This is a genomic window from Paraburkholderia sp. BR14312, from assembly GCF_040948675.1.
Classification (GTDB): Bacteria; Pseudomonadota; Gammaproteobacteria; order Burkholderiales; family Burkholderiaceae; genus Paraburkholderia; species Paraburkholderia nodosa_A.
This window is the reverse complement of sequence record NZ_JBFPKI010000011.1, coordinates 243,915-257,466: the sequence shown is the minus strand read 5'-3', so window position 1 is coordinate 257,466 and position 13,552 is coordinate 243,915. Positions and strand designations below refer to the sequence as shown.

Annotated in this window: 12 protein-coding genes; 2 read left to right on the top strand and 10 right to left on the bottom strand. The window is 61.8% G+C overall.

Annotated features, from left to right (window positions below; all coding sequences use genetic code 11):
* Window positions 1–26 precede the first annotated feature (26 nt).
* The 9 genes from AB3X98_RS29230 to AB3X98_RS29190 all read right to left on the bottom strand — a co-directional run bounded on the left by AB3X98_RS29230 (window position 27) and on the right by AB3X98_RS29190 (window position 10,839).
* Complete coding sequence (locus AB3X98_RS29230) at window positions 27–1,478, bottom strand: DUF2252 domain-containing protein (RefSeq protein ID WP_368603451.1); 1,452 nt, start codon at window positions 1,476–1,478, stop codon at window positions 27–29.
* Window positions 1,479–1,543: 65 nt separating this feature from the next.
* Window positions 1,544–3,295, bottom strand: coding sequence for a SulP family inorganic anion transporter (locus AB3X98_RS29225; protein ID WP_368603450.1), 1,752 nt, complete (start codon window positions 3,293–3,295; stop codon window positions 1,544–1,546).
* Window positions 3,292–3,966 (bottom strand): TrkA family potassium uptake protein, encoded by a 675-nt coding sequence (locus AB3X98_RS29220; RefSeq protein ID WP_368610357.1) that lies wholly within the window; start codon window positions 3,964–3,966, stop codon window positions 3,292–3,294. The genes AB3X98_RS29225 and AB3X98_RS29220 overlap by 4 nt, the downstream gene beginning before the upstream one ends.
* Window positions 3,967–4,150: 184 nt before the next feature.
* The gene (locus AB3X98_RS29215; RefSeq protein ID WP_368603448.1) at window positions 4,151–5,704 is read right to left on the bottom strand and encodes a phospholipase D family protein; all 1,554 of its coding nucleotides are present in this window, start codon (window positions 5,702–5,704) and stop codon (window positions 4,151–4,153) included.
* Window positions 5,705–5,742: 38 nt separating this feature from the next.
* A complete protein-coding gene (locus AB3X98_RS29210) occupies window positions 5,743–6,675 on the bottom strand; it encodes a 3-hydroxyacyl-CoA dehydrogenase NAD-binding domain-containing protein (RefSeq protein ID WP_368603447.1) in 933 nt (310 codons plus the stop codon).
* Window positions 6,676–6,693: 18 nt separating this feature from the next.
* The gene (locus AB3X98_RS29205; protein ID WP_368603446.1) at window positions 6,694–7,896 is read right to left on the bottom strand and encodes an acyl-CoA dehydrogenase family protein; all 1,203 of its coding nucleotides are present in this window, start codon (window positions 7,894–7,896) and stop codon (window positions 6,694–6,696) included.
* 21 nt (window positions 7,897–7,917) lie between these two features.
* On the bottom strand, window positions 7,918–8,667 hold the full coding sequence (locus AB3X98_RS29200; RefSeq protein WP_368603445.1) for an acetoacetate decarboxylase: 750 nt from the start codon (window positions 8,665–8,667) through the stop codon (window positions 7,918–7,920).
* A gap of 48 nt (window positions 8,668–8,715) precedes the next feature.
* Entirely contained in the window at window positions 8,716–9,945 is a 1,230-nt protein-coding gene (locus AB3X98_RS29195) for a CaiB/BaiF CoA transferase family protein (protein ID WP_368603444.1), read from the bottom strand.
* 90 nt (window positions 9,946–10,035) lie between these two features.
* Window positions 10,036–10,839 carry an enoyl-CoA hydratase-related protein gene (locus tag AB3X98_RS29190; RefSeq protein WP_368603443.1) on the bottom strand — a complete coding sequence of 268 codons (804 nt, stop codon included), beginning with the start codon at window positions 10,837–10,839 and terminating at the stop codon, window positions 10,036–10,038.
* 325 nt (window positions 10,840–11,164) lie between these two features.
* Between AB3X98_RS29190 and AB3X98_RS29185 the strand changes: the two genes are divergently transcribed.
* A complete protein-coding gene (locus tag AB3X98_RS29185; protein ID WP_368603442.1) occupies window positions 11,165–11,536 on the top strand; it encodes a response regulator in 372 nt (123 codons plus the stop codon).
* 141 nt (window positions 11,537–11,677) lie between these two features.
* Window positions 11,678–12,697: an AraC family transcriptional regulator gene (locus AB3X98_RS29180; protein ID WP_368603441.1), complete on the top strand. Its 1,020-nt coding sequence runs from the start codon at window positions 11,678–11,680 to the stop codon at window positions 12,695–12,697.
* Here the strand turns inward: AB3X98_RS29180 and AB3X98_RS29175 are convergent.
* Complete coding sequence (locus AB3X98_RS29175; protein WP_368603440.1) at window positions 12,691–13,398, bottom strand: response regulator transcription factor; 708 nt, start codon at window positions 13,396–13,398, stop codon at window positions 12,691–12,693. The genes AB3X98_RS29180 and AB3X98_RS29175 overlap by 7 nt on opposite strands.
* Between the last annotated feature and the right edge of the window lie 154 nt (window positions 13,399–13,552).

Here is a 13,552-nt window from a genome sequence, read left to right as displayed (position 1 = left end):
GACGCGACCGGCAGCAGCCACATGAATCACGTGTGAACCTGAATACGTCCAGCCTTGACTGCCGCCTTCAGCACAGACCAGTCCTTCTCATTCTGATCGGCATACGCAAGGGCGAAGCGCTCGATGGCCTGGTCGAATGCATCCGACTTGCCGGCATATCCCACGAGCAGCGCCGGATCGCCCGCTTTCGCCATGGAATGCGCCAGTGCATGGGCGCAGGACGCCGCATATTCGCTGAGGTCTTCGACATCGAACGTCGTGAAGTCGAATGCGCCCTTCATGTCGCGGAGTTGCCGCACGTAGAAGTCGTTGCCCGTATGCTGCATCTTCGACCAGCCGAGGAAAATATCGCTCGCCGACTGCAACAGGCGCTGCCCGTTCACCACGCGCTGTCCGTGATTCGGATACCGGCTCGGCGGCAAATAGCCCTCCAGCGCCGAAGCCCGCGCCTCCTTCAATTGCAGAAACAGCGGACACTCGCCATCAGCCATGAAAAGCGCCTCATAACAGCGCGTGCCGACCGAGCCGATCCCCACGACGCGAATGGCCACATCCACCAGTTCATATCGATCGAAGAGCGCGCGCCTGTCATCGGGAAGCGTCAGCCGGTAGTCGGCGAAGAAACGCCGCACCATCGAATCGTACTGCTTCTGGTCGTGCGGACTTTCCAGCGGGACGTGATACACGAGCGGAGGCACGTCCTTGATGCGCAGCTTGCCGTTGACCGTCTCGGTCGAATGATTCATCACGGAGCGCGACGACTGCAGCCGGGCCGCGTCAATCACGGCCCGTTCCTTTTTTCGTTCCTGGTCCGTATCGGCGATAGCCAGCATGCTCTCGGCCTGGAACTGGTAGTACCAGACGTCGAGCGTGTCCATGCGGCTGAACTCGGTCATTCGTTGCCGGAACGTCTCGCACAACCGGTGCACGACGCCGCGCTGATCTCGTGTCGCGAAGCCGCGCTCGCGCGCTGCGATCACAAACGAAGCCGCCAGCCGGCGCACGTCCCAGTCGAAGGGCCCAGGCAGCGTTTCGTCGAAGTCGTTCGGCCCAAAAAGAATGCGCCGCTCCGGGCTCGCGAACAGCCCGAAATTGGCCAGATGCGCATCGCCGCCGAGTTGCACGTTCACACTGGAGTGAGGCAGCTTCGACAGGTCGAAGGCCATGAGCGGCGCAGCGCCGCGATAGAACGCGAACGGACTCTGCACCATGCGCCCGTAGCGGATGGGAATGAGTTCCGTCACGCGCCCCACGTTGGACGCTTCGAGCAGCGCGAGCGGGTCCCGATCCTCGACCTTGCAGTCGGCGAGCCTCTCGCGCGGCATCGTCTTTCGCGCCGCCTTGCCCTGCTCGACTCTCATGGCGAGCGACCCGCGGCCCGCAAACATCGTGGACGGATCGCCTGGTGCCGCCACGGTCTTCGAATCGACGTGTTCCGCGGCAGGCTCGTTTTGCTTCGCGCCAACGGTATTGAGCATCTCTCCCTCCTTTCAATTGACCGTCAAGGCGGCCTTCTCACACCTTACTTCCCACATCCCCTGCCTCAATCCGGCTTCGTGTCCGAAGGAGATTCGGGTCCCGGTGCCGATGGCTGGGGCGATGGCGACAAATCACGCAGGGCCACTACGGCCGCGTCCACCGTAGCAAAGATCTCGCGATGCGCACCGTGCGCACGCAGTGCCTTGTATCGTTCGATCTGATGCCGCACGCCTGTGGCAAGCGCGACGGCGGCGATACCCACGCCCCGCTTGTCGAGTTCCTCGCCGAGTTGGACCAAGGTCTTGCCCGCCGTGTAATCGATGTTGTACATCTCAGTGGCATCGACCACAATCCAGCGCGGTGTTGGGCTCGCTTCGTTGACGACTTTGAGCACTTCCTCAGTGAAGCGGCCGGCGTTCGCATAGAACATGTCCGCTTCGAACCGGTAAACGACAATACCGGGCGCCGCGAGCAGATTGGGCGTAACAGGATGCGCGATCCACCGGTCTGCGGGGCCGCGCGTGAGCACACGCGTGCGCAGGCGGTAGCTATGCCGCGCATGCGCAATCAGCGACAGCACGACGGCCGCCAGGATGCCGTGCATCACATCGACGAACACGACCACGCCGGCGGCAAGCAACGCCACGACGAACTCGTCTTTCTGCATGCGATACAGCTCAGCCATCCCCTTCATGTCGATCAGCTTCACGCCGATCATGAAGACGATGGCCGACAGCACGGCGCCAGGCAGAAAGCTGAGCGGCTTCGTGAGGAACAGCAGCACGATCAGCACGATTGCAGCGGTCGTGAGATGGGCGATCTGCGTGCGGCCGCCCGCTTCGTCCACCATCTCGGTTTTGGTCGGGCTACCGTTCACAACGAAAGTGCCGGTGAACGCGGCCGCGGCGTTTGCGGCGGCGAGACCGATGATGTCGGCGTTGTCGTCGCCCTTCTCGTTGTAGCGGTTGGCATATGCGCGCGCGGTCGCTGCGCTCTGCGCAATGATGACGATGAAGCACGATGCCGCGGTGGCGAGCACCTGGTTGATTTCATTCATATGCACCGGCGGCAGGAACAATGAAGGCAATCCGCCCGGCACGTCGCCCGTGACCGCGATGCCACGCGAGGCGAAATTGAACACCGCGCTCGCCACGATGGAGCCGATCACGGCGATCAGCGCACCAGGCGCACGCGGCACAAACCGCTTGCAGCCTACGATCACCACGAGCACGGCGATCGCCAGCACAGCAGTCGGCACATTGATACCGCCGACGCGCTGAAACACAGACACGATTTGCATGATCGGGCCATGCCCCTGCTTCGCGAGCCCGAGCAGTCCGGCGAACTCGCCTGCCGCGACCTGCACGCCGACGCCGGTCAGGAAACCGATCAGCGCGCTTCGGGAAAGAAAGTCCGCGAGAAAACCCAGCCGGAAGACGCGCGCGATCACGAGCATCACCCCGACCGCCAGCGCAACGGTGCTGGTCAGCGCAATATATTCCTTGCTGCCCAGCGCGGCGACGGCGGTCAACATGCCGGCAAGGATGGCGGCGGTGGCGGAGTCCGCGGCGACCACCAGTTGACGCGACGCGCCAAAGAAGGCGAATGCGACCAGCGGCAGCAGGATCGTGTAGAGGCCGGTGACCGTGGGCGTGCCGGCAATCTTCGTGTACCCCATCACCTCGGGAATGCCAAGCGCCGCCAGCGTGATCCCAGCGACGATATCGTGCGGCAACTGTGTGGAGTTGATGGGCAAGAGGCCCTGCAAGAAGGGCATGCGATGCAGCCGCGGTTCCATCGAAGCAGCAGATTTCATGTTGTCGCCTCCACTCGGTTTGTGAGCTTGCCGACCAGCGCATCCGCGATGATCACATCGAGGATGATCACATTGGACGCGCCCGCGTTCTCGAACAGTCCTTTTCTCAGGGGATTTTCACCCGGCACGGCGATCGGCAGCGCGGGATTGAGCGTATGCGCGAGCAACGTGATGGCCAGGTTGTTGTTGCTGTCGGGTGTCGTGACGACGAGCGCCTTGGCGCTATCGAGCCGCGCGCGCTTGAGCACTTCGTCAAATGCATCGGGCGAACCGAGTACGACCAGATGGTCATGGTCCGCCGCGCGTTCGGCCTGCGCTTGATCACCTACGAGGATCAGCACGGTGTGCCCCGCATCGCGCAAACGATCGGCAACCAGCGTCCCGAGGGAATGATATCCAACCACGACAACGTGATTGGCGAGCTGTTCGAGTTTGTGTTCCATGGTTCTATTCTCCCGATACGCCATGACGTCGTCGCCGGATAGCATGCCGGTTAGCTTCGACACCGCGAATCCGCCTATCACCAGCGTTGCGAGCATGGCCAGCAGCATGAAGATCTTCTGATTCTCGTTGAACTCGGCAAAGTCGCCGACTGTCGTGACGAGATTGACCCCATCCCAAATGGCGTTGAACAGCTTGTTGGGAAACGGATTACTCGAACTGTCGAGCATGACCAGACCCGTAGCCGCGCCGCCTAGCAACAGCAGGAGCAGGCCCACGGTGTGGCGCGCACGGCGGCGCCACTCCCGAATGCGGATACGCCCAAGACGCGGCTCATCGACACGGAAGATCCACATGGCTACCTTCGTACGGTTACATGCCCCTCACGCCCGGCGGCAAACAGCGCGCCAGCACTCATAGCTCCGATTCGATCGGCAGCAGACCCATGAACCAGATGCTCGTACGCCGTCCAAAAGTGACATCCGGCTCCGAGTCCAGTTCCGTTACCGCGCCGTTTTCGGCGGTGTCGATCCAGACGATCCGTTTCGAGCCGTTCGCGTCGGTGCGCAGCTCCACTCGCCACGCGACCTCGCCCAGATGCGGTTCGACGTCCTCGACCACCTGGCCGGCAATTGCCGGGCTATTGCAGAGTACGCCGATCTCCGTGTTGAGGCGACTCGAGCGCGGATCGAGATTCATCGACCCGATGAAAACGCTTTGCCGGTCGAACACATAGGTTTTTGCATGCAACGACGCCCTTGATGAGCCAAAGATCTTTCGTTGCGACTTCACGTGCACGGAGCCAACGGGTTTCAGCTCATACAGGTGTACGCCGGCCTTGAGGAGATCTTCGCGATAGTGCTCGTAGCCGGCATTGACCGCAACGACGTCGGTTGCAGCGAGCGAATTGGTCAGCACCGTGACGCGCACGCCGCGAGCAGTCAGATCGCTGATCCATGCCACCCCCTCTTTGCCCGGCACGAAGTATGGCGAAATGATCAGCATCTCCCGCGTGGGTTTGAGGTTCAGGGCCGCGAACTTCGTCATGAGGTGGCCATTCGGATCGTTCGGATCGCGCGTGACCTTGGCCGGGTCGTCGTACAGAAGCGTGGCTTGCCCCCACGCAAAGTCGGTGCTGCCGGGGTCGAGCACTGCGGCCATCCGCGCTCTCGCTTGCACGACATAAGCGGAGTCGTGCACCGAATTGATGTAGTCGTCCAGTTTCGCGCGGTAGGCGGCCAACGCGGACGGATCCGCCGCGTGTCCCATCAGTTGCTCGATGGAATAACTCGATTCGGAATTCCAGAACTGATCGAAAGCGTTAGACACCTGGTGGACAACCGCGCCGTGCACCAGTACATCCAGATCCCCGAAGGCCACCACGCTCGAGGCCCCGAAGTATTCGTCGCCAATATTGCGCCCGCCAAGAATGGCGGCTTCGTTGTCCGCAATCATCGCCTTGTTGTGCATACGCCGGTCGACACGCGAGAATTCGAGTGCAGTCGCAACCGACTTGAAGTTGCGGCTCGCGACCGGATTGAATAGCCGTATCTGCAGGTTCGGGTGCGAGTTGAGCGTGAGCAGCACCCGGTCGTCCGCGTTCGTGCCCAGGTCGTCGAGCAGGACACGAACGCGTACGCCCCGGTCTGCGGCCTTGAGCAACGCCGCCGCCAGTTCACGGCCAACCAGATCGTCGTGCCAGATGTAGTACTGCAGATCGAGCGAACGGTCGGCGTTTCCGGCGAGCATAATGCGGGCCACTATCGCATCGGTCGGGTCTTGCAGCAGGTGAAACGCCGTGTCGCCCGGATGCTTCTGCTCGTCGGGAACGAAGAGCGTGCCGAGCCGGGTGCTTTCCGTGTGTTGCAGCGCAAACGTCTGTGGCTGGTTCGTCTGTGGCGGCAAACCGGCACAAGCGGCCACCACGAAGACAAGCGCAATTACGATGAGACGCTGCAGGCTTTTCATCTTCACACCTCACAGATCCGCGCCTTCGGTGAAAGGCGTCACTCCTTGTTGCGCAACCGAAGCAATCCCATCAGAACCTCATCGCGATACGTTGCAAGCTCGTGCAACGAGCGCGACTGGACTTCTTCGTGCACGCCCTTGATGATGGTCTCCCGCACGTCCGCCGTGAGTTCCGGTGTTCCGAGCACGTGCCACCAGGCTGTCAACGGGCCGGTGAACTGCTCGAAGAAGTGTTCGATACCGCCCTGCCCGCCGCCGAGATGGTAGAGAAGACTTGGCCCCATGATCCCCCACCGCAGGCCCGGGCCCCACGAAACGGCCACGTCGGCATCGCCGACGCTCACGACACCCTCCGCAATCAGATACACCACTTCGCGAAAGAGGGCCGCCTGAAGGCGATTGGCGACGTGGCCCGGAACCTCCTTGTGCAAGCGGATGGTCCGCTTTCCGAGGCCGCGATAGAATGCGCTGACGCGATCAATGGTCTCTTCGGAGGTCTTCGCGCCACCCACGATCTCGACCAGCGGTATCAGATGCGGCGGGTTGAATGGATGACCGATTACGCAGCGTTCGGGATGGTTCGGGCAGGCGGATTGAATCTCGCTCATCGTCAGGCCCGACGAACTCGAAGCGATGATCGCCTCCGGCGCCAACGCTTCATCGAGCCGCCGGTAGAGGTCCTTCTTGAAGTCGATGCGCTCCGGACCGTTCTCCTGAACCAGATCGCTCCCGGCTATGGCTTCCTCGAAGTTCGCCGTGAATTGAAGCTTCGAAGGCGACGCGCCGGGCGAGAGCCCGAGTTCCTCCAGCGCGGGCCACGCGGCTGCGATGAATTCGTCGAGTTTCTGCTTTGCATCGGGGGCGATGTCGGTCGCGACGACGTCCAGACCTTTGGCGAGAAACAGCGCCGCCCAGCTCGCTCCGATGACCCCGGTCCCGATGATCGTCACGCGCTCGATTGTCTTGCTCATGGTAAGCACTCCGTGGCGTTAAACGAACGCACTGAACCCGCTGATCGCCTTGCCGACGATCAGAGAATTCATCTCGCGCGTGCCTTCATAGGAATAGAGGGCTTCCGAGTCGGCCATGAAGCGCGCGACGTTGTAGTCGAGCACGATGCCATTGCCGCCCAGAACTTCGCGAGCCCAGCCGACCGTCTCGCGCATGCGTACCGTGCAGAATGCCTTGGCGAGCGAGGCATGCTCGTCCTTTAGCTTGCCCTGGTCCTGCAGTTGCGCGAGACGCACGACCATGCACTGCGAGGCCGTGATATTGCCGAGCATCTTCGCGAGCAGGTCCTGGACCATCTGAAACGATGCGATCGGCTTGCCGAACTGTTCGCGCGTCTGAGCATACTTCAGCGCGTGTTCATATGCGCCCATGCTGCATCCCACCGACTCCCACGCCACATACTGGCGGGTCAGGCGCAGCACGCGTGCCGTGTCGCGGAAGGTCGAGTCGCCCTGCAGGCGGTTCTCTTCCGGCACGCGGCAGTTATCGAGCGTGATGACGCCGTTTTGCACAACCCGCAGCGCGACCTTGCGCTCGATCTTCGAAACCGAGAACCCCGGCGTCGTCTTGTTTTCCACGATGAATCCTTTCACCTGGTTGTCGTCGACGTCACGTGCCCAGATGATGGAAAGATCGCACCATGGCGAATTGCCGATCCAGCGCTTCTGGCCGTTGAGCACCCAGGTATCGCCTTCGCGCTTCGCGGTCGTGAGAAGCCCGCCGCCGGCGCCCGAGCCGACCAGCGGCTCGGTCAGGCCAAAGCAGCCCACCTTCTCGAGACGGGCCATGGGCGGCAGCCACTTCTGCTTCTGCTCTTCCGACCCGCCGAGGTAAATGGAACCCATGGCGAGGCCGCTGTGCACACCGTAGAACGTGGCGATCGAGGCGTCGACACGCGCAATTTCCATGGCCATGAAGCCGTCGAGCAGAACGCTGCCGCCGGGGCAGCCATAGCCCTCGAAACCAATGCCGACGATATCCAGATCCTGAATGCCGGGGATCAGCTCGAACGGGAACTTGTCGTCGGCCCAGTACTGGTTGATGACGGGCGCCACGGTCCCTTCCATGAAGCTCCGCACCTTCTTGAGGAGCGCCTGCTCATCGTCGCTCAAGACCTGGTGGATCATGTAGAAGTCGCTATCGGGCGCTGGCAGCGCGTGAGGAAGCTTTGTTTCTGGCATGGTGTGTCTCGTTGGTGATGATCAGGACTGCGTATGGGACAGATAGTCGTAGACCACTTCGGCGTTGCCGAGTGACAGGTCGGTCAGCAGATGCACGGCCGACAGAACCTCGAGCACCGGCAGCTTGGCGACGGGCGCGAAGCAGTGCGGATGCAGTTCCAGTGAGGCAGGGCCTGTCCACGCGCCCTTTACAGTCAGATCCTCGATGTAATACCTGACGATCTCGCACACCCGGGCCGTGCAGTCCACGTGCGGCAGGATCTTAAGCAGATAGCCTGGCGCCTCGAGAGTCTTCCTGACCGAGGCGAGATCGAGCGCCTTGTACTTGTAGGCCATCGTGGCCGTGGCAACGCGCACGCCGTTATAGTCGAGCGTGCCAACGAGCGCGTCGTTGCGCACCTCCAGCTTCGGTTGCGCGAGCACCTTGGGAAAACCCAGCAGTTCGCGGCCGGAGGCGATGCCCGCCTCGCTGTCGAGATACATCGCATGCGTGAAGCCGCCGGCCACGCCGTTGAGCGTAACGGGAATCACCTGGCCGGATTCGGTGTACGAGCCCAGCCCGCTCGAATCGGGCATGTTGATGAACTCGTACTTGACGATCGGCTCGCCAGGCATGAGCGGAGCCGGGACCACTCGCGCAAGCGCCTCTGGATCGGTGCGATAGGTGATGATCACGAACTCGCGATCGACGAACCGGTACGGCACTTTGGGATAGGCGGGGCTCGTCAAGGGCATCGCGTAGGCCGATGCGCGCACTTCGTCTTCAGTCATGGAATGCTCCATAGTTGCCGTGCGGGGTGAAAGGCGCGACGGCCTCGCTCACGACGCGCGCTTGAATCGTGCGACGGCGCCCGCATCGTTCAGGCGTGCGACCTCGGCGTCGTCGAACCCCAGTTCCTGCAGGATTTGCGCACCGTGTTCGCCGAGTTGCGGGGCCGCAGTGGGCTTCACTTTCGGCGAGCCGAACACCTGAAACGGGCTGCTGACGGTGCGGGCTACTTTCCCGCCGGGCTGCGCGAGCGGTACGATGATCCCGTTGGCCGGCAATTGGGGGTCGTCGATGATTTCTCGTGCGACCTGAACGACACCGAAGATCACGCGGCCGGCATCGAGCACCTGCTTCCAGTACGCGAGCGGCCGGCTCGCGAACATCGGGTCGAGAATCTCGACCAGTTGTGCGGAGTTGGCGATGCGGTTTTCGTCGACGAAGCGCGGGTCCTCCAGCAGGTCGGGCTTGCCGATCGCCTTGCAGAAGCCCGGCCAGTCCTTGCGCTGCGCCGCGACGAGCAGAATCCAGCGCTTGTCGGCGGTCTGGTAAGGATTGAGCAGCGCATTGGGCGGCGACTTGCGGTCGTGCTGAGCGAAGAAGTGGCCGCCGTTCAGGCCGCCCTCGACCCACGCGCCCGCGGCCCAGATACCGTTGGCGATCAGCGAGGTCGAGACATGGCTGCCCTTGCCGGTCGTAGCACGCACGTAGAGTGCGGTCACGATCGCTGCATAGAGCGTCGTGGCCGTCGCATGGTCGCCAATTCCCGGGATCGGTAGCGTCGGCGGACTGCCGGCGTCATGCGTCACTTCCATCAGGCCGGAGCGCGCCCAGTATGCGGTGACATCGAATCCCGGCGTGTCGGCCTCCGGGCCTTCGGAGCCATATCCCGTGACGTCGGCGTAGATGAGCTTGTCGTTGAGCGGCGCGAAGTCTTCGTAGGTGCAGCCGAGCGATGCCTTGACACGCGGAGGAAAGTTCACGACGACCACGTCGGCCCAGCGCACGAGGCGATGCAGCACTTCTTTGGCGTCGGGCTTCTTCAGATCGATCGCGATGCCGCGCTTGTTGCGGTTCGTCAGTTGCCACGCATAGTTGACGTCACTCGTCGGGTTTGGCGGCATCGCCGAAAAGTAGCGGTAGACATCTCCGGTGCCCGGCGGCTCGACCTTGATCACGTCGGCGCCGAAGTCCGCAAGGATCGTCGTCGCGGCAGGGCCCGCAATATAGCTCGCAAGGTCGAGCACCTTCAACCCGGAGAAGATGTGATTGCCGACGTTCATCGAGTCACCTCCATAATTTTGTTCTGCCCGCTTCCGATCGCTTGCGCGCCCGGCGCAAACGGTCGTGAAGGGAGTGGCGAGAGCCGCGATTTATCGACCTGTGAACTTCGGAGGCCGCTTTTCCAGGAAGGCTTTCGTGCCTTCCGTCTTGTCATCGGTGGAGGCACATACCCCAAACAAGGCCGCTTCGAGCGCAAGCCCCTCGGAGAGTGAGCCATCGAGACCGCGATTGACCGCCGCAATCGCATGGCGCACCGAAAGCGGCGCATTGGCGTTGATCTTCGCGAGCATTTCCTGCGCGCGGTCGATCAATTTCGATGGCTCGACAATTTCGCTCACGAGCCCAATGCGCAGTGCGTCTTCCGCTGGAATCATTTCGCCCGTGAGGATGAGTTGCAGGGCAACGCTCTTGCCAACCACGCGAGGAAGGCGCTGCGTTCCGCCGAAGCCGGGAATGAGACCGAGCTTGATCTCGGGCTGCCCGAATCTCGCGTTAGGGGTTGCCAGGCGGATCGTGCACGCCAACGCCGTTTCACATCCGCCGCCGAGCGCGAGACCATTGACTGCCGCGATGACGGGCTTGCCCAGGTTTTCGACGAGATCGAGCAAAGCCTGTCCGGCGCGTGCTGCATGCACTGCCTCGACAGGCGTTGCGGCGGCCAGTTCGCCGATGTCCGCTCCCGCAATGAATGCATGATCGCCTGCGCCGGTCACGATGACCCCGCCAATGCGCGCATCGTCCCGCGCGTATTCGAATGCCGCTTTCAATTCTCGGATGGCCTTCTGGTTCAACGCATTGAGGACCTCTGGGCGATTCAGCATGATGAGCGCGGATGCGTTCCGCTGTTCATAGACAATCGTTTCGAACGATTGGTGTGCAAGTGTCTGTTCCATGAGTCTGTGGATTCCACACGAACTGTTCAACTCACGGACGATTTCACCACCACCGGGATTGCCGGTCACGCACTATCTACGCACTAATCCGCCCGATTTTCCCGTACCGTGATCAACTCGACGGTGGGAAAATCGAACGGACTGCAATTCAGCGGGCGAAGTCGCGATGGTATGTACCAGCGCTGCCCATACGAGTGCCAGGCAAGTCATACTTTGGTGTAAGCCGATTACACCAACGAACAATCTTCATCGCTTGGCTCGCAGCCTGGTACCGATGCACGATGGCGTAGCGTTCACTGAGCAAAGCTAATCGAGGGATCGCTGCATGCGTGCGCCCCAGGTCGTTTCTATCGTCGATGACAACGAGCCTTTCCGCTCGGCGACTGCGCGCCTCGTGCAAGCATACGGGTGGATCGTGCGGGCATTCGATTCCGCGGAGCGATTCCTGGATTCAGAGGACGTTCACAACACGGTATTCCTCATTTCGGATATCAAAATGCCGGGCATGTCCGGGCTGGCAATGTACAGCCGCCTCCTGGAGCTGGGACTCGCGCCTCCTGCCGTTTTCGTTACCGCGGCTGCAACTGCCTCTCTGCGTGCCGAAGTTCTGGCAACGGGAGCGTTTGCCTTGCTCGAAAAGCCAATGGATCCCGACGAACTGGAGCGGTGGTTGAATCATGCTTTACGCCAGCCTTAGTCTGCCGTTGCGAGTCTTCATTAAGGATTTCGCTACAACGGCGCGCCGCCTTGTGCACAACCTCGTCTGGGCGAGCACCTATACTTCTTGCAGCGGCGTGGCAGCCCTTTTCCCATTCCCACCCAACCCGGGGGTTCGCTCATGAGTGGCATTGGAATTGCAAAGGTCGCGCGGCGGTCGACCCGCGACCTGCCTGCCCCGCACCGTCTCGATGTCTGGGCGGATGTGCTGACTTCGGCCATGATTCCCGTGTATGTCCGGGCCAGCAATCCACGCGAGTTCGAAGCGAACATGACTGTGGCGGCCTGCGGGCCGCTGACAGTAGTGCTGCAGTCGGGCACCCCGCACACCTGCGGACGGGGGCGCAGCGAACTGGCGCGCAGCGGCCAGCGCCAGTATCACCTGATGATGAGCCTCAACCACACCTATCACGTCTCGCATCGCAATGATCTGCGCCTCGCGCCCGGTGACCTCGTACTCGTCGATTCGGACCTCATTTGCGGCATTGATCTGATGCGCCGGTACGAATTTCTTAATATCGGCATTCCCGTCGAGTGGCTCAGGCGCTGGGTTCCCGACGTTGGTTTTCTTGTCGGAAGGCGCATTCCGGGCAATTCCAACTGGGGTGCCGCCCTTGCCGCCTACCTGGTCCAACTGTTGCCTGAGGCGGTTGCGAACGCGCCCATCCCGCGCAGCGTGCTCGCCGACCAGGTGGGCGCCCTGCTGGCGCTCATCGCCCATGAGATGAGCGGCCAGGAGCCGCACAGCAAGCCTGCCGAGCGATCGTTGCGGGATCGCGTGAGCGACTGCCTCGCCCAGCGCTGCCACGAGCATGGCCTGACCGCCGAAGCTGTCGCCGACTCGCTCGGCATCTCGGTGCGCACACTACATCGAGCGCTAACGGGATGCCAGCAGACCTTCGCCGATCAACTGCTCGATGCGAGGATGAATTGTGCGCTGCGGATGCTCGAATCGAAGATATTCGCGCGGATAACGGTGGGTGAAATAGGGCGCCGCGCTGGCTTTGCGGATGCGTCGCACTTTACCCGCGTGGTGCGCAGAAGGATGGGGGTTACACCGCAGCAATTGCGTATGCGCAGCGGCACCGTTTCGAGCGACACAGCCGCCCGACATGCCGCTGAAAGCGATGGAGATCAATAGTTATCCTGCGCGTCACAAGCAACCCATGCAGGCTTGCCTTTTGGCGTCTCTATCCCGAGCGCTGCAGTCATTCTGACGAGATCCGCCACCGAGCGCGCGGCCATTTTTCTCATAACCTGAGCGCGATAAATCTTGACGGTGATTTCGCTGAGCTTCAGCTCGTTGGCGATTTCCTTGTTCATCAAGCCGTCCACGACGAACAGCATCACCTGCTGCTCCCGAGGCTTCAAGGAATCGTAGCAAGTGCGTAGCGCGGCGAGCGCCCGGTGGGCCGCGAGCCGCTCGCTATCGCATGTCAACGCATCGGTGACCGCATCCAGCATGTCCTGGTCGCGGAAAGGCTTAGGGAGAAAGTCTACTGCACCGGCTTTCATCGCCTTCACCGACATGGCGACGTCGCCATACCCGGTCATGAAGATGATTGGCATCCGAATACCGCTCTTCACGAGTTCATCCTGGAATGCGAGCCCAGTCTCGCCGTGCAACCTGACGTCCAGAATCAGGCAACTCGGTACGTGCTCCTTATGGAATGCCGAAAATTCGCGGCAGGACGGGAACGCCTGGGCGCGTAGCCCGATTGAATGCAACAGGTCAACGAGCGCAATGCGCATCGCCTCGTCGTCGTCGATCACGTATACCATCGAGACCAGACCGTCGGCAGGGTTCATGTTCGTAACGGCCGAAACCGGCTCAGCACGCATCTCGTTCTCCCGCACCTGACTTGCGAACCGCTACGCTCTGCACCTCCACTCACAGGCAAACCGATTCCACGTTACCGGCGCAGCCGCGCCCCGTATTGGTGAATACAACGGTCCCGTATCGTGAGAATATCCCTGCCCCCACGGTCTGGATGGT

Bases quoted from the DNA above. Each gene is read 5' to 3' on its own strand.
- AB3X98_RS29200 (WP_368603445.1), bottom strand. From the start codon at position 8,667: ATGACTGAAGACGAAGTGCGCGCATCGGCCTACGCGATGCCCTTGACG.
- AB3X98_RS29175 (WP_368603440.1), bottom strand. From the start codon at position 13,398: ATGCGTGCTGAGCCGGTTTCGGCCGTTACGAACATGAACCCTGCCGAC.
- AB3X98_RS29215 (WP_368603448.1), bottom strand. From the start codon at position 5,704: ATGAAAAGCCTGCAGCGTCTCATCGTAATTGCGCTTGTCTTCGTGGTG.
- AB3X98_RS29190 (WP_368603443.1), bottom strand. From the start codon at position 10,839: ATGGAACAGACACTTGCACACCAATCGTTCGAAACGATTGTCTATGAA.
- AB3X98_RS29210 (WP_368603447.1), bottom strand. From the start codon at position 6,675: ATGAGCAAGACAATCGAGCGCGTGACGATCATCGGGACCGGGGTCATC.
- AB3X98_RS29205 (WP_368603446.1), bottom strand. From the start codon at position 7,896: ATGCCAGAAACAAAGCTTCCTCACGCGCTGCCAGCGCCCGATAGCGAC.
- AB3X98_RS29180 (WP_368603441.1), top strand. From the start codon at position 11,678: ATGAGTGGCATTGGAATTGCAAAGGTCGCGCGGCGGTCGACCCGCGAC.
- AB3X98_RS29220 (WP_368610357.1), bottom strand. From the start codon at position 3,966: ATGCTCGACAGTTCGAGTAATCCGTTTCCCAACAAGCTGTTCAACGCC.
- AB3X98_RS29230 (WP_368603451.1), bottom strand. From the start codon at position 1,478: ATGCTCAATACCGTTGGCGCGAAGCAAAACGAGCCTGCCGCGGAACAC.
- AB3X98_RS29185 (WP_368603442.1), top strand. From the start codon at position 11,165: ATGCGTGCGCCCCAGGTCGTTTCTATCGTCGATGACAACGAGCCTTTC.
- AB3X98_RS29195 (WP_368603444.1), bottom strand. From the start codon at position 9,945: ATGAACGTCGGCAATCACATCTTCTCCGGGTTGAAGGTGCTCGACCTT.
- AB3X98_RS29225 (WP_368603450.1), bottom strand. From the start codon at position 3,295: ATGAAATCTGCTGCTTCGATGGAACCGCGGCTGCATCGCATGCCCTTC.